The following is a 15789-nucleotide window of genomic DNA, read 5'->3' as shown; positions in this document are numbered from 1 at the left end:
TTTCCGTTTGATGTTCTTCCGAAGTCTATCCTAAAAACAGGTGTTCTATCAGTATTTTGCTTCCGATGGCAATAAGGATGATTCCTCCCCACATTTCAGCTCTTAGTTTGCGTGCAAGGCCGCATCCGAAGCGGATTCCAAATATCAGTCCTATCAGCGAAAGGGCAAACGAGACGAAGCCGATAATGCCGATGGGGTAGAGTATTCCGGTAATTCCTCTGATGCCCAGGAATGCGAAAGACACCCCGACGGCCAGTGCGTCGATACTGGTTGCTACGGCCAGTGCCAATACTACTTTCAGGCTGGTAGGGTCGTATTCGTTTTTACATTCTTCGTCTTTAAACGATTCGCGTACCATACGGCCTCCTAGAAATGCCAGAATGGCAAAGGCAATCCAGTGGTCTATACTTTCGATGAGGTGGCTGAACATACTTGCACCGATCCATCCCAGAAAAGGCATCATAGCCTGAAAGAAGCCGAAAAAGAATGCCATTACCAACATGGGGCGCCACAGGGTACGCTTCAGAATGATGCCGCTGGCTATAGACACGGCAAAGCAATCCATTGCCAGACCGGCCGCCAGCAGCCAGATTTCTAAGTTAGTCATTGTTTATCGTTTCATTATAATTATCAGATAGAAGAGGTTGCCGCTGGTGCAGCACATGGGCTCAGCCTTTGCTTAGAAAGGCAGTTTGTAAGTGATTGTGTATATCACTCCCATGGTGTTCGACCCGTATTTGCCGAAGCCGGGGACGTACGACGGATCGCCGTATTGTCCGGTGGTGGCCGACAGCTTGTACTTCATACGTACCGACCATCCCATCGACACATTTTTCCAGATGTTGGCTCTGATGCCCAGGCATATTTCGAGCCATTGCATGCTTCCTTTCATGCCGGTATGATTGTACGGGAGACTTCCGCCCCAGATGTCGTCGGTCAGGTTAGGATTGCCTACTCCTCCGCCGTAAATGGGGTCTTCCAGTCCCAGTGCTTCGATGTCGTATTTGAAGTTGGTCATTCCGTAGCGCACTCCTACCGTAAACAGATGCCCGTGCTGTTTCTTGTAGAGTGCGTTATAGTCTATACCGATACGGACATAGGGGGCTTGCGTCTTGTAGCGGATGCCCAGGTCGCCTTCTTCGTTGTTGCTTGCATAGCCAAGTTCTACGGTGGGGAAGAAGCGGTGCTTCAGGTCTACGTCTACTACGACTTCTGTGCTGAGGGTATTTCCTCCCAGGGCTTTACTGCCCAGTCCCCACAAGTCGACACCTACCGAAACGCCGTTGTACAACGGATATTGCGGTCCTTCCTTGGCGTCCTTCTGCTCTTTCTTTGGCAGTTTCTGAGCAGCGGCGGCAGGCGGATTACTGTTTTGCGCACCGACAGGCAGCGAGCATAGCAGGCAAAGCAGCAGACTAATAGAATAATTTAATATTTTCTGTACCATAGATGCTGGCTTCGGGGTTTGAGATATAAATAGAGTCGAGCACGTGCCGGCTGTATGTGCAACCTGTGACGGATTGTTGCATCTGGTAGCCGCAATCCATTGAGAGGAAGTAAGGGGTGTTGGTGTGCCTGAAGACAACAGTATCGGTCTGCTTTTCGTTGTAGCGGAAGATCAGTACCGTCGAGTCTTCGGTATAGCGCAGGGGCAAAGTCAGATCCTTCACTTCCTTTTGGTTGTTTACGATGACGGAATCGGTTCCGTATGCAGTGATGGTCAGCGAGTCGAGTGTATCTTTCTCTACTATGTTGGTTTCTGCCAGGATGGTGTAGAGGTTGCAGTTCAGCATGCCGCGTGCAGCTTGCGAGCAGTCGGCCTCTTCCGAGCAGGAAAGGATGCTGCCGGCTGCAGGAAGCAGGATGGCGCAAAGTATGATTAATTGGACGAGTTTTTTCATTGTCAGATGGTTTTCTCTATTTGGTATTTGTTACGTTCGGGTGCATTACGCGAAATCAGTTCGCCCAGGAAGCCTGCTACAAACAGCTGGGTACCGATAATCATGGAGGTCAGCGCCAGGAAGAAGTAAGGCGAATCGGTCACCAGACGGTAGGGCATGCCGTTGTGCATATTATACAACTTGCTGGCTCCTACGATGATGACGGCTATAAAGCCGAGTACAAACATCAGCGAGCCCAGCAGGCCGAAGAAGTGCATGGGCTTTACTCCGAAGGTGGAGAGGAACCAGAGGGAGATGAGGTCCAGATAGCCGTTGACAAAGCGGTTCAGGCCGAATTTGGTCTTGCCGTACTTGCGTGCCTGGTGGTGTACAACCTTCTCGCCGATTTTGGCAAAGCCGGCGTTCTTGGCCAGGTAGGGGATGTAGCGGTGCATTTCGCCGTAGACTTCGATGTTCTTGATGACATCCTTGCGATAGGCTTTCAGTCCGCAGTTGAAGTCGTGCAGGTTCTTGATGCCCGACACTTTGCGTGCGGTGGCGTTGAACAGCTTGGTAGGAATGGTTTTCGACAACGGGTCGTAGCGTTTCTTTTTCCAGCCCGATACAAGGTCGTAGCCTTCCTGCGTAATCATGCGGTACAGTTCAGGTATTTCATCGGGGCTGTCTTGCAGGTCGGCATCCATGGTGATGACGACGTCACCCTGTGCCTGTGCAAAGCCACAGTACAAAGCCGGCGATTTACCGTAGTTCCGGCGGAACTTTATGCCCCGCACTGCGTCCGATTGTGTTTTCAGCTGTTCGATGACTTGCCAGGAGCGGTCGGTGCTTCCGTCGTTCACGAAGATTACTTCGTAAGTGAATCCGTTGGCTTCCATTACCCGTTTGATCCAAGCGAAGAGTTCGGGCAGGGATTCTTCTTCGTTATATAAGGGGACTACAACAGAAATATCCATTTGTGTACGATTTAGTTTTATTATATGATGAATGTTGTAAACATGCTTTTTTCTTTTTTCCACTCCGGGCTATCCGGCCACTTCGTCTTTCCGTCTTCTCATGGCAAACAGGGCTGTGGGTAATGCCAGCAGCGAGCAGTAGAAGACGTTTTGCGACATCAGCTGGAAGGTGATGTCTATCGGACTCAAGGCACGTATGGCGTCGAGGGCTTCGTTCAGCTGTTTCAGGTAAGCCTCTATACCGGGCACGTTGCTGGCGGACAGGCTGCTCAGCAGATTTTCGTAGGTGTCGAGTATGAAGCCGTGGTCGATGTAGCGGAAGTATATGTAGTGTGCTACGGCAGTCAGCAGGGCCGAGAATATATACATGGAGACCGTGAACAGCCATGCTGGCAAGAAGTTGATGGCTCCTCCGCATACCTGGTTACGGTATATTCTCAGGTAGTAATAGCCCATGAAGGGTACGCACAGCGTAAGGCCCATGAAGAGGAAAGATAGAAAGGGCAGGTTGTATTTCAGCCCCAGGGGAAAGAGTATGAACTTCAGTATCCAGAATACACCCATGTAGGTGCCGAATAGCATTGCATATCGTTGCATGTAACCTTTGTTTTCTGCCATTGATGTCATTAAAATGTAAAGAAGAGGTCGCCGTTGCCGCCAGCCTCCGTTATGGAAAAATAACTTTGCAAAGTTACAAATATAGTTGGATACAGTGGCATGCAGGCTGTAGATTTTTAATAAATTAGGGGATGGGGCGGGGATATACGAAAAAAGCGGAGAATGTTCGGTGACATCTTCCGCTTTTTCTGAGCCTCTTGTCGGATTCGAACCAACGACCCCGAGATTACAAATCACGTGCTCTGGCCAACTGAGCTAAAGAGGCGGGTGGGTAAGCTTGCTATATCGCGCCGCTACAACCAACTACCTTTGCTGCGATCAAGCCCTGGAGGATTCGAAGGGAGCTGGCCGTATAGGACTTACCCGTTTTTTCTGTTTTGCGGTTGCAAAGGTACGCATTTATTTTAAATCTGCAATAGCTGGAGCGATTTTTTTCGAAATATTTTTTCGATACCCCTCCTCAGGCCTTCCCAGAGGCTTCTGGAGGGGGATGCTGTCAGCGGGTATAGTTGCTGATAAGCGCACCTCCCAGCATGGCTGCGGCTACTCCCAGTGCTACGCTCAGTACGATGTACAGCAGAAACAGGCCGTGCAATCCTTGTTTCAACAAGATCAGACTGTCGTTGCTGAAGGTCGAAAAGGTGGTGAAGCCACCGCAAAGTCCGGTGGTGAGCAGAAGCCGTATGTCGGTAGCCAGGTTGAAACGGGCGGAAAGAGCATAAAACATGCCTATCAGGAAACTGCCTACGATGTTGACGGTGAAGGTGGCCCAGGGAAAGTTGTAGGGCACAATGCGTTCGTGCAAGGCCAGTTGCACGCAGTAGCGGAGTACGCTTCCCGTGCCTCCGCCAAGAAAAATACAAATCAGTGCTTTTGTCATTGCTCTGTTCTTGCTGCTTGTTGGGGATAATAATATAAGTGGTTGGAATATAAAGTGTTATAGTTTCCTTCTGTTCCCATGTTAGGAAACGGCCGTTTCCTCCTTGGGGAACTGTCGTTCCCTCTTTAGGTTACGGCCGTAACCTCCTTAGGGAACGGGCGTAACCATTAGTGGAAACGGAGGGGAACTCTTGCTTTGGGGCAGGGCAGGTTCAATGTCCTGTTCTGTCACTTCTCAAATTGTACGGCTGCCCAGCGGTTTTTCTCTTTGTGATGAACGAAGCGGAGTCCGTTGCGTTCGGCCTCTTCGCGGATGGCAGGAATGTCGTCCGTATAGAAACCGCTCATAAAGAGGTGGGCGCCTGGATTCATGCGCGCCACATAGTGCTTCATGTCGTTCAGCAGGATGTTACGGTTGATGTTGGCTATCACCACATCGAACGGGCCCTTGTCGGGCAGGATGGATGCGTCGCCCTGGAATACGCTGATACTATCAACGTGGTTCAGCTCGATGTTTTCGAGCGAATTGCGCACACACCATTCGTCAATGTCGATGGCCGTACAGGGAGCGGCGCCACGCATCCGCGCCAGAATGGCAAGTATCGACGTGCCGCATCCCATGTCGAGCAGCGCTTTGCCTTGAAGGTCGGCTTCCAGCAGTTCGCCTATGATGAGGCTGGTGGTTTCGTGGTGTCCTGTTCCGAAGGCCATTTGCGGATTGATGACAATGTCGTATTCTGCCTGAGGTACATCGTGGTGGAAGGTGCTGTGGATGACGCAACGGTTGCCGATGACGATGGGTTGGAAGAAGTTCTTTTCCCATTCTTCGTTCCAGTCCTTGTCTTCTGCTTCCTTATAAGTATAGGTAAGGGTAGTGTCGGCCAGCGGAAAACTGTCCAGTGCCGACTTCAGGGCTTCTTCGTCGTACAGGGCGGTCTGTATGTAGGCAGCTATGCCGCCCTCCTGTTCTACAAAACTTTCGAAGCCGACTTCGCCCAATACGGCGGAGAGGACATCGTTGACTACCTCCATGCATGGTTCGGTATGGAAGATAAATTCTAAATATTTCATAGGGAATGAGATGTTTTGTTAAACTTGAGGCAAAGGTAGTGCATTTTTTCTAATGCCGAACTTCTTTTGCCGATTTGATGTGCATGGCTAAAAGTTTGTGCAGATTTTGTCTGTTTGAAACATTTTATTACCTTTGTGACTGTACAGCTCAGTAAAAGCAAGGAAATGAAAACAAGGGAAGAATACATATCTCTGATAGTGTCCCATGCCGATGACCTAAGAACCAACTTCGGGGTTAAGTCGTTAAGGTTGTTCGGGTCGGTATCGCGTGGCGAGAACCATGAAGGTAGCGATGTGGACGTATGTGTCGATATGGAGCCGAAAGCGTATATGTTGGTAGCATTGAAGCGTTTTCTCAGTAATCTTCTGCAATGTTCTGTTGATGTGGTAAGAATGCACAAGCATATCAATCCTTTTTTGCTTGATGAAATAGAAAGAGATGGAATATATGTCATCAGATAGCCGCATATACGGCATGTTTTGCCAGATAAGGAAAGCGATTCTGCAACTTTTGGAATGGAACGAGGAAGTCCATTCTCCGGAAGACTATTACTCTTCAGCGGAAGGAATGAAAAATCTTGCGGCAAGTTGCATGCTTATTGAAGCTATAGGCGAAGGCATAAAACGTATAGACGACATTACCCGGTCAAAGTTGCTTGTCGAGCGTCCGGAAATACCTTGGATTGATGTTATAGGGATTCGCAATCATATAGCGCATGGATATTTTGATATTGACGGCGACATTGTTTACGATGTCGTAAAGAACAATCTACAGGATTTGCTTCTCGCCGTCGATTACTTTCTAGAGAAAATGAAGCCTTCATTAAACCGGACGGAGGGGTAATGGCTCTTCCTTTTGTTGTCGGGCAGTTGAAATCTCGTCTTTGTTCATTGTTTGTCCTCACCTTTCAGACGGTTTAGGGAAATCCCTATCAATCTTTGGGGAAAAACTGCTGTGTGTAGTGGATTTCGGCATTAACTTTGTAACGCGAAGAAATAGATAGAAATGAAAACTAAAAATAGACGGAATATGAAAAAGATTGTTTTTTTATCGCTTTTGGCTTTTTGCCTTCCGTGGACGCTGGCAGCGCAAAGTATAGATGACGATCTGTACTATGTGCCTTCCAAGAAGCAGGAGGAGAAGAAAGAGCAGGCAGAAGAGGCGAAAGCTCCCGAACGGAAGACGGTAGTGGTGAAGACCAATGCACCTACAACAACCGTCGTTTCGCCTGGCAATACGACAGTAGTAGTTAGAGACCGTAAGGGCAATGTCCGCGACGTGGACGAGTATAACCGCCGTTACGAAGCCGACGATTATGAATTCTCGCAGGAGAACGACACGCTTTATATCGACGAGAAAGCCGACGACGGACTGGACGGTGAGTGGGTAAACGGATTCGACGGTTCGGCCGACGAATACGAGTATGCCACGCGCATTATCCGTTTCCGCAATCCGCGTTTTGCCGTCAGCATCAGCAGCCCTTATTACTGGGACATTGTATACGGCCTGAATTCGTGGGAATGGAACGTATATGTCGATGATTTTTATGCTTATGCTTTCCCCACTTTCAGTAATCCGTTGTGGTGGGACTGGCGTTATAGCTCGTATGGCTGGTGGGGATATCCCTATTATGGCTGGGGCTGGAACAGCTGGTACGGTCCTCATTGGGGCTTCGGCTGGGGAGGCTGGTATGGCGGTTGGCATGGTGGCTGGTATGCCGGCTGGCATGGCGGCTGGGGATACCCGCACTATCATTACCCGGCTTGGGGACATTCTTCGTACTGGGGAAATGCTTTGACGCAACGCCGTTCGTACGGAACGAGTCGTGCTTCTTTGGGCAGTCGTCGTAGTTTGGACGGAACCCGCCGTTCGACGGTCAATAGCGGACAGTCGGTACGCCGCAGTGCCGGAACTTCCAGTCAGGTACGCCGTAGTACGTCGGGCACATCGGCACGCCGTGTCGTAGGAACCCGTACTTCGTCTTCCGAACGTTCCAGCTCGTCTTCGGTTCGCTCCAGCTCGTCTTCACTTCGCTCCAGTTCGTCTACCCGGCGTTCTACCTATACACGTCCGAGCAGCACACGCAGCAGTTCGGTGAACCGCAGCACAGGAAGCGTACGTCGCAGTAGTGGCATATCGACCGGAACTTCATCCAGCCGTCCTTCTACTACCTACAGCCGTGGATCAAGTTCGAGCAATACGCGAACCTATTCGAACGACTACAACCGCAGCAGCGAACGTTCTTATTCTGCTCCTACACGTTCGTCCAGCAGTTCCCGTTCGTCCAGCTTCTCGACAGGAGGCAGCACCCGCTCATCGGGTAGTTTCTCGGGAGGTGGCGGTGGTAGCAGCCGTTCAAGCAGCGGAGGCCGCAGAAGATAAGCGTACGACAGCAAGGTGTGGCAACGTGTCCGGTGACTGGCATCGGGCACGGAGCAACCCCATATGATATAGAAGAATCTGGTATCGAAAAAAAAGAACGTTAAGTATGAAAAAGAAACTGATGATAATAGCACTTGCCGCATTGGCTTCGGCAGGTGCAAAGGCACAAACCGTATACGATGCAGTAAACATTGCGCAGAAGGACCTGAACGGTACCGCCCGTTTTGTTGGTATGGGAGGAGCCATGGGCGCTTTGGGTGGTGATATCTCCACCATAAGCACCAACCCGGCAGGTATAGGTATCTATCGGAGCAACGATGCGATGGTGACCATGGGCTACTCCATTACCGGTTCGGAAAGCAAATTCGGAGGCAATACCTTCGAAGCCAATAAAAACCGCTGGAGCTTTGACAATGCCGGATTTGTCATTTCCACCAAAATCGGCAATCTGACACCGTTGCGCTATGTCAACTTCGGCTTTAACTACCACAAGTCCAAATCGTTTTACAAGAATATGACGATGGGCGGTCTGCTGGGCAAAGTGGGCAGTGACTACGTTTCGCAAGTAGCCTCGATGGCTATGCAGGCTACTGACGGAGCCTATGCGTACTATCAGGACTATTCCTCCTATCTGGATTACGGAAAGAGCGACATCTATCGCAACGACTATGCCGGATGGCTGGGATCTATGGGCTTTCAAAGCGGCCTCCTGTTTGAAGACACTGAAACGGAAGCTTATAATACCTATATACCTTATATACCCAGCGAAGCAGACGCTTTGTTCCTGTCGCGCGAGCGGGGCGGTGTAGATGAATACGACTTCAATGTATCGTTCAATGTCAACGACCGTTTCTATTTCGGTGTGACGTTGGGTGCTTATGCCGTAGACTACAGCAAGTACTCTTTCTATGACGAGAACTACCAGTATACTTGGGAAGACGGAAAACAGTACGAAGAAGGCTATTCGTTGGAAAGCTTCAACCGCATTCACGGAGCAGGAATAGACCTGAAACTGGGTGCCATTTTCCGCCCGATAGAAGACTCGCCTCTGCGTGTCGGTCTGGCTATACACTCTCCCGTATACTACAAGCTGACTTATACCACTGGTGCTTTGCTGAGTTCTGACCTGTTTTTGCCGGCAGAAGACGGCAGCGAGGTGATGACGCATACAACGGTAGATACGTACAGCGAATTGGGCGGACGGGATATGGACCGTGACTTCGAACTTCAGACCCCGTGGCTGTTCAATGTCAGCCTGGGATATACCGTAGGCTCTTCGCTGGCCTTGGGAGCCGAATATGAATACGAGGATTACTCTTCGATGAAATTCTACTATCCAGGGTCTTCCGAAGAAATGGCATGGGAAACCGGCGAGGCCGATCTTTGCCTGAAAGGGGTAAGTACGTTCCGTCTGGGAGCCGAGTATAAGCCTATACCTGCATTTGCACTCCGCTTGGGCTACAACTACAGCAGTGCGGCTTTCAAGGACGATGCCATCAAGGCACTGCCGACCAATTCGATTAATACCGATACCGACTTTGCCAACAACGAATCGATGAATACGTTTACAATAGGTATCGGCTATCGTGGCTCCAGAGTCTATGCAGACCTGGCTTACAAATATCATACGTATCAGTCGAAGTTTTATCCGTTTGTCGACGATCTGGGCGCGCTTCAGGCAACCAAAGTTACCAACGACCGCAGCCAGGCATTGCTGACACTGGGTATACGTTTCTAAAGAGACAGGAAATAAATAGCATTACATTTGCAAATAATCTTCATTCCTTCGGGCACGGAAATCCCGGAAAGGTTGCATGCGAATAAAGTATGTATGCAGTCTTTCCGGGTTCCGTGCCCGTTGTGTGTGATATGGGGTGTACTCGTTTTTACCAGTACCAGGCAATACCGAAGGAGTAGGGAGACATTTCGGGACCTTTATCCTTTTGGAACAGACTGGTAGTAGAATAGCGCAAGTACAGACCGAAGTCGCCATATCCGGCTTGTGCCAGCAGATTGACACCTACAGGATTGACATACATGTCTTTGCCCATTCTTTGCTTTTTTCCGCCGTTGATGTGGGTGAACGATTTTACGCCGTGGCGGATTTCAAACTCCGGACCTATGTTGAAGAAAAGTTTGTTGCTTCTTCCCAGCCTTTGTTGCCACTCCAATGTGATAGGAATACGGAAGAAGAAATGGCGGAGCCGGCTGCTGCTGTAGCTGTTTTCTTCGTCGCCTTCAGCAAAATAGCTCTGTCCGTCGGCTTTGAGCAGGGCACGGTTGCCGTCGAAACTGAATGAGCGGTAGCCCCAATTGACGCCAAAGTTCAGTCCCCAATGAGGATTCTTCTTGAAGTTGTGGTACAGGGAGATGACATTAAATCCGAATTCCCACGAACGGGACAGGTTCAGGTCGGCTTTTGCACTGTTGTCAAAAGAGAGGAAGTCGTTGCTCATTCTGCTGTATCCGATGAAGATACCGGAATTATGCGGTTTATAGGCATTGTCTTTCTTCTTTTGGGGGATGAAGGGCAAGGCGTCGAGGAAAGTGCGTTTGTCCGATTCTACACGTTCCAGATAGACACCTTCGTATATTTCCACTTCTTTTGATTCTCCGTCGGTGGGCTGTTCTTCATATACACGGATACGCATGTTGCCGCTTCCTTTGCGGATGATGATGGAGTCGCCCTCGGTAGTGATGGTGGCACGCTGTGAGGGGGCGGTTTGTTGTGCTGTGGCATAGCTTGCCGCCATGGAGAGCAGGCAGGCAAAAATTACATTCTTTGTCTTCATATTGTTTTCTTATGTTTTTGGTTTTATTGTTCTTTATATAGCATATTCATCAGCTCTTCTTCGTTGAGGCTACCTTCGATGTAGACTAAGGTGGCTGTGGTTTTCTTGCCCAGTTTGAAGATGATGTACCGTTGTTTGCCGTCCGAAGGATGCAGCTGGTAGTAGGCACTGCGCAGTATTCCGTCTTCCATTACTTCCTGGGTCTTATTGACCTGTCCGGGCTGTTCCTTGTCATGCTTCAGGCATTTCTGGATTTCTGCCAGATAGGGAGTAACGTCTTTGAAGACAAGACTCCGGTATTTGGACATTTTGTAAGACTTCAGTATCTTGCCGTTCAGTTCGACCATGGTGACGTTCTGTCGGTCGCCGTATTTTTCGAATAGGGTCGAAATCTGAAGTCCTTCCTGAGCCTGTAGCCTGTAGGATGAGAGGCATAACCCGAGGGACAGGAGCAATACATATTTATATAGTAATCGTTTCATGGCTTTGTATGATTAGAATTGAAACAACAAATCATTGATTTCTTCGTCGGTGAAGTGTACGTTCTGCAAGGCTTCCATGGCTTTTTCCTTTATAAGTGCTTCGTCCGTATAACGCTTTCCGTTGATGATGACGTAGTTTTCAGAAGCATTGGGCACCGGAAACAGTTGCATGCTGCCTATGAACAAGGCTATTGAGGCGGCGGCACCACCCAAGAAGTAAAGCCAGCGACGCCGTTTGAGCGAATAAGATTGCACGGGGGCGGTCTTCTTCTTCTCTGTCTCTGATTGTTCAAGGCGGAACTTTTGTGCTTCCTGGTCCAGACAAGCGAACAGGGGACGGTAGACTTGCAGTTCTTCCGGCACTTCTTCCTCGGCAAAGAAGCGTCGCAGCTCGCGTTCTTCTTCGCAGGATGTTTCGCCGTCGAAGTATTTGTTTAGTAACTCGTTAATTTTCATTGTTCGTTTCTCCTTTTTCTTGCTTGTATGGTTTGCAGATATGTATCTCTCACTTTTTTGCGGGCTCTCGACAGATTGCTCCGTATGGCTTCGGCCGAGCATCCGGTTATTTCTGCTATTTCGTCAGTTTCATACTCTTCGATGTCTTTCATCTGCATGATGGTACGTTGCAGGGGTGGCAGCGATTGTATGATGGTACGCATCAGCTTTATTTCGTCTTTTATCTCCAGTAGCTGTTCCGGAGTTGCTTCGGATGTGCTGTTGGACACATTGTCCAGCGAAACGTATTCGTTTCGCCGGGTTCGCCAGAGGTCCATGCACAGGTTGTGAACCAATGTCATGGCGAAGGCTTCGATGCTGCGGTATTGCTCCAGTTCTGTTCGGCGGTTCCATAGTCTGAGCATGGTTTCCTGCACGGCATCTTCGGCATCATCCGGGTCATCGGTCAGTCTTCGGGCATAGTTCAGCAACTTGCTGCGAAGCGGAAGTACGGCTATTTTAAATTGTTTTAGTTCCATTTTTCATTGGTAAGACGAACAGAAAAGCCAAACGTGACATCAAAGATGGTATTTTTTTGCCTGATTACTTACACTCACGTAACATTTTCTTTCGTTGGTGTTACATCCGGAACTTTTTTTAATGATGATATATAAACGAAAGTTTCTGTAACAAAATTATGCTGCCGGTATAGAACAGAACGTTTATCTTTGAAGGAGAAATTTAAGAAAAGCGATATATTCATTAATCAATTTAATCACATGAAAACATCCAAATTTAATTTTGAATGGTTGTGCAACCGGAAGACCATGGCGGTGCTTACCTGCCTGTTCTTGGCTTCGGGAGTTTCGGTTGAGGCCAAAGAGAAAGCGCCGAAAAACGCGCCGGTATTTACCAACTTCGTCTATCAGGGCGATGACAAAATCTATAAGGAAAATCCGTTGCAGCCGGGTGAATTCTATAATCCGATTTTGCAGGGATGCTATCCCGACCCAAGCATTACGCGCAAGGGAGGCGATTATTATCTGGTCAATTCATCCTTTGCCATGTTTCCGGGTGTGCCTATTTTCCATTCGACCGACCTGGTGAACTGGAAGCAGATTGGCCACGTGCTCGACCGTGAGTCTCAGTTGAAGGTGGAAGACTGCGGCATCAGTGCAGGAGTATATGCTCCGGCTATATCTTATAATAAGAATAATGATACTTTCTACATGATTACTACTCAGTTCTCGGGTGGCTTTGGCAACATGGTTGTGAAGACACAAGACCCGATGAAAGGCTGGAGTGATCCTATCAAGTTGCAGTTCGGCGGTATTGACCCTTCCTTGTTTTTTGATGATAATGGAAAGGCTTACCTGGTACACAATGATGCACCGGACAGAGGAAAAGAACAATACGAAGGACACCGTGTCATTAAGATTTGGGATTATGATGTCGAGAACGACCGTGTGATTCCGGGTACGGATAAAATCATTGTCGATGGTGGTGTAGACATCAAGAAGAAACCCATCTGGATTGAAGGTCCGCACATTTATAAAAAGGACGGACGTTACTACCTGATGTGTGCCGAAGGCGGTACAGGTGGTTGGCACAGTGAAGTGATTTTTGTGGCAGACGACCCGAAAGGTCCTTATACGCCCGCTCCTTCCAATCCCATCCTGACCCAACGTTATTTCCCGCAGAATCGTGCCAACAAGGTAGACTGGGCTGGACATGCCGACTTGGTAGAAGGTCCGGACGGAAAGTATTACGGTGTGTTCCTGGCTATTCGTCCTAATGAAAAGGACATGGTGAACGCTGGTCGTGAGACATTCATCCTACCTGTAGACTGGAGCGGCGACTTCCCCGTATTCGAGAATGGTCTGATTCCTTTGGAGTGCAAGCTGAAACTGCCGAAAGGTGTTGAATATAAGGCTGGCAAAGACGGTTTCTTCCCGAACGGTAACTTCAAGTTCGAAGACAGTTTTGCTTCAGACAGTCTGGACCTGCGTTGGATAGGTCTGCGTGGTCCTCGTGAGAAGTTCATTTCTATCGCCAAGAAAGGAGGTCTGCAGATTACTCCGTTTGCAACCAATATTAAAGAGGTAAAACCGACTTCTACCTTGTTCTATCGTCAGCAGCACAGCAGCTTCTCGGCTTCAACAACACTGAAGTTCAAGCCTAAAGCCGAAAACGAACTGGCCGGACTGACTTGCTATCAGAACGAACGTTTCAACTATGTATTTGGTGTGACCAAGAAGGATAAGGACTATCTGCTCGTATTGGCAAAGACAGCTAAAGGCCAGACTACGATTGTAGCAAGTACGAAAATCGACGTGGAGGCTCCTGTTTCCTTGCAGGTAGTGGCCGATGGTAACGATTATCGTTTCAACTATGCTGTCGAAGGTGGCGAATACACCAATCTGGGCGGAACCGTTTCGGGCGATATTCTTTCGACAAATGTAGCAGGCGGATTTACCGGCAGCCTGATTGGACTGTATGCTACACTGACCAATGATATTCGTCCGTAAGCAATTGCTGTACCTGAAAACAAACTGTCGGTTTAGTCGGTCGCATTAAACCGACAGCTTAGTACGGATAAACCTGATTTAAACTACTGTGAAACCCGAATAAAACAATATACGATGAAGAAAATTATAGTTTCATTAATGCTCCTGTCTTCGCTTGGAAGTTACGGAGCACAGCTTCAGGCATTGCAAGCACCTGCGGACACCACGAAGTTTGTCAATCCCATGATGTGGGCCGATGTGCCCGACCCGGATGTAATCCGTGTAGGTGACGATTTCTATCTGGTCAGTACAACCATGCACCTGATGCCCGGCGCGCCGGTCATGCACTCGAAGGATTTGGTCAATTGGGAGATAGCCAGTTATGTATTCGACAAGCTGACGGACACTCCGCGCTACGACCTGAAAGAAGGTACGGCTTACGGACGCGGACAGTGGGCAACCTCTATCCGTTACCATAAGGGAAAGTTCTATCTGTATTTCTCGCCCAACGACCAGCCTTACAGAGGGTATGTATACACAACAACCGATCCGAAAAAGGGTTGGACACTGGCTGCGCGCACACCGCATTTTCACGATGCTTCGCTCTTCTTCGATGACGATGACAAGGTATACGTGTTCTACGGAACAGGCGAGATGCGCGAGTTGAAACCCGACTTGTCAGACGTAATGCCTGGCAGTAAGCCTATCAAGGTGTTCGAACGCGATGCAAGCGAAAACGGTTTGCTCGAAGGTAGCCGTTTCATCAAGCATGATGGCAAGTACTATCTGCTGATGATTTCCTGGCCCCAGGGCGGGAAACGTCGTCAGGTATGCTACCGTGCCGACAACATTGCAGGACCGTATGAAAAGAAAGTTATCCTGGAGAGCGATTTCGGTGGCTTCCCCTACGTAGGCCAAGGAACGATTGTCGACGACAGTAAGGGTAACTGGTACGGGGTTATCTTCCAAGACAGAGGCGGAGTAGGACGTGTACTTACCCTGATGCCTTGCCGTTGGATTGACGGTTGGCCGATGCTGGGCGATGAAAACGGACGTGTACCTTTGACGATGAAGAAGCCTGTACAGGGTTGTCCTACCATTCCGTTGGTGGTAAGCGATTCGTTCGATGCCGATAAGCTGGACATTCATTGGCAATGGAACCACAATCCGGTGAATGAAGCCTGGTCGCTGACAGACCGCTCGGGATTCTTGCGTTTGAAGACGTCAAGGGTGGTCGATAACATCTTCCTAGCTCCCAACACGCTGACACAACGTATGGAAGGTCCGCAATGTAGCGGAGTTGTTGCATTGGACATTTCGCACATGAAGGATGGCGACATTTCCGGATTCTCGGCCTTTAATGGCGATTCCGGTCTGCTGTCCATTATTGCAGAAGGAAATAAGCGTTATCTGACCATGTCTACCGCCGTAGTGAAGTTGCGCGACTCTGATAAAGCTGTCTTGGGAGTAGATGCTGAAGAAAAAGAACGTGTAGAGTTGAAGCAGGATAAGATTTATCTGCGTATCGATGCTGACTTCCGTGTCCACAAAGACATCGCTGCTTTCTATTACAGCCTTGACAATAAGAACTGGAAGAAGATAGGTACGGACTTCAAGATGATATTTGATTATCGCAGATTCTTCATGGGTACCAAGTTCGGTATCTTCAACTATGCGACGAAACAACTTGGTGGTTATGTCGACGTGGATTTCTTTAACTATACCCGAATACAATAAGGTGTATCATAAACAAAGCATATCCGCAAGC

17 protein-coding genes and 1 tRNA gene are annotated in these 15789 nt (G+C 48.9%); 6 read left to right on the top strand and 12 right to left on the bottom strand.

Going from position 1 to position 15789, the window contains the following annotated elements; genetic code table 11:
- Positions 1–25 precede the first annotated feature (25 nt).
- From BQ5591_RS15130 to prmA, 8 genes are all read right to left on the bottom strand, one after another.
- Positions 26–607, bottom strand: coding sequence for a manganese efflux pump MntP (locus BQ5591_RS15130; RefSeq protein ID WP_022162416.1), 582 nt, complete (start codon positions 605–607; stop codon positions 26–28).
- Positions 608–679: 72 nt separating this feature from the next.
- A complete protein-coding gene (locus BQ5591_RS15125) occupies positions 680–1447 on the bottom strand; it encodes a DUF6048 family protein (RefSeq protein ID WP_071150758.1) in 768 nt (255 codons plus the stop codon).
- Positions 1416–1901 carry a DUF6452 family protein gene (locus tag BQ5591_RS15120; RefSeq protein WP_022162418.1) on the bottom strand — a complete coding sequence of 162 codons (486 nt, stop codon included), beginning with the start codon at positions 1899–1901 and terminating at the stop codon, positions 1416–1418. The genes BQ5591_RS15125 and BQ5591_RS15120 overlap by 32 nt, the downstream gene beginning before the upstream one ends.
- Positions 1902–1903: 2 nt before the next feature.
- Positions 1904–2854 (bottom strand): glycosyltransferase family 2 protein, encoded by a 951-nt coding sequence (locus tag BQ5591_RS15115; protein ID WP_022162419.1) that lies wholly within the window; start codon positions 2852–2854, stop codon positions 1904–1906.
- A gap of 69 nt (positions 2855–2923) precedes the next feature.
- The gene (locus tag BQ5591_RS15110; RefSeq protein ID WP_071149967.1) at positions 2924–3472 is read right to left on the bottom strand and encodes a DUF4199 domain-containing protein; all 549 of its coding nucleotides are present in this window, start codon (positions 3470–3472) and stop codon (positions 2924–2926) included.
- Positions 3473–3663: 191 nt separating this feature from the next.
- A tRNA-Thr gene (locus tag BQ5591_RS15105) sits at positions 3664–3737 on the bottom strand.
- A 231-nt stretch (positions 3738–3968) separates the two neighbouring features.
- A complete protein-coding gene (gene crcB, locus BQ5591_RS15100; RefSeq protein WP_071149966.1) occupies positions 3969–4352 on the bottom strand; it encodes a fluoride efflux transporter CrcB in 384 nt (127 codons plus the stop codon).
- 227 nt (positions 4353–4579) lie between these two features.
- Positions 4580–5422 (bottom strand): 50S ribosomal protein L11 methyltransferase, encoded by an 843-nt coding sequence (gene prmA / locus BQ5591_RS15095; RefSeq protein ID WP_071149965.1) that lies wholly within the window; start codon positions 5420–5422, stop codon positions 4580–4582.
- 165 nt (positions 5423–5587) lie between these two features.
- Between prmA and BQ5591_RS15090 the strand changes: the two genes are divergently transcribed.
- The 4 genes from BQ5591_RS15090 (at position 5588) to BQ5591_RS15075 (ending at position 9543) form a co-directional block, all read left to right on the top strand.
- Entirely contained in the window at positions 5588–5884 is a 297-nt protein-coding gene (locus BQ5591_RS15090) for a nucleotidyltransferase family protein (protein ID WP_071150757.1), read from the top strand.
- Positions 5871–6266, top strand: coding sequence for a HepT-like ribonuclease domain-containing protein (locus tag BQ5591_RS15085; RefSeq protein ID WP_071149964.1), 396 nt, complete (start codon positions 5871–5873; stop codon positions 6264–6266). The genes BQ5591_RS15090 and BQ5591_RS15085 overlap by 14 nt, the downstream gene beginning before the upstream one ends.
- 186 nt (positions 6267–6452) lie before the next feature.
- Entirely contained in the window at positions 6453–7805 is a 1353-nt protein-coding gene (locus tag BQ5591_RS15080; protein WP_071149963.1) for a hypothetical protein, read from the top strand.
- 106 nt (positions 7806–7911) lie between these two features.
- Positions 7912–9543 (top strand): outer membrane protein transport protein, encoded by a 1632-nt coding sequence (locus tag BQ5591_RS15075; RefSeq protein ID WP_022162427.1) that lies wholly within the window; start codon positions 7912–7914, stop codon positions 9541–9543.
- 148 nt (positions 9544–9691) lie between these two features.
- On the opposite strand, the gene BQ5591_RS15070 is transcribed toward BQ5591_RS15075, so the two are convergent.
- From BQ5591_RS15070 to BQ5591_RS15055, 4 genes are read right to left on the bottom strand one after another with little or no spacing between them, the layout of a single operon-like run.
- A complete protein-coding gene (locus BQ5591_RS15070) occupies positions 9692–10597 on the bottom strand; it encodes an outer membrane beta-barrel protein (protein ID WP_071149962.1) in 906 nt (301 codons plus the stop codon).
- A gap of 23 nt (positions 10598–10620) precedes the next feature.
- The gene (locus BQ5591_RS15065; RefSeq protein WP_071149961.1) at positions 10621–11079 is read right to left on the bottom strand and encodes a DUF6108 family protein; all 459 of its coding nucleotides are present in this window, start codon (positions 11077–11079) and stop codon (positions 10621–10623) included.
- Between the two features lie 12 nt (positions 11080–11091).
- A complete protein-coding gene (locus BQ5591_RS15060; RefSeq protein ID WP_071149960.1) occupies positions 11092–11535 on the bottom strand; it encodes a hypothetical protein in 444 nt (147 codons plus the stop codon).
- Complete coding sequence (locus BQ5591_RS15055) at positions 11532–12053, bottom strand: RNA polymerase sigma factor (RefSeq protein ID WP_071149959.1); 522 nt, start codon at positions 12051–12053, stop codon at positions 11532–11534. The genes BQ5591_RS15060 and BQ5591_RS15055 overlap by 4 nt, the downstream gene beginning before the upstream one ends.
- Before the next feature lie 288 nt (positions 12054–12341).
- On the opposite strand from BQ5591_RS15055, the gene BQ5591_RS15050 reads away from it, so the two are divergent.
- A complete protein-coding gene (locus tag BQ5591_RS15050) occupies positions 12342–14042 on the top strand; it encodes a glycoside hydrolase family 43 protein (RefSeq protein ID WP_113740925.1) in 1701 nt (566 codons plus the stop codon).
- 114 nt (positions 14043–14156) lie between these two features.
- The gene (locus BQ5591_RS15045) at positions 14157–15758 is read left to right on the top strand and encodes a glycoside hydrolase family 43 protein (protein ID WP_071149957.1); all 1602 of its coding nucleotides are present in this window, start codon (positions 14157–14159) and stop codon (positions 15756–15758) included.
- The last annotated feature ends 31 nt before the right edge of the window (positions 15759–15789 follow it).

It is taken from the genome of Bacteroides ndongoniae, from assembly GCF_900108345.1.
GTDB lineage: Bacteria > Bacteroidota > Bacteroidia > Bacteroidales > Bacteroidaceae > Bacteroides > Bacteroides ndongoniae.
This window is presented reverse-complemented; position numbering and strand designations above follow the sequence as displayed.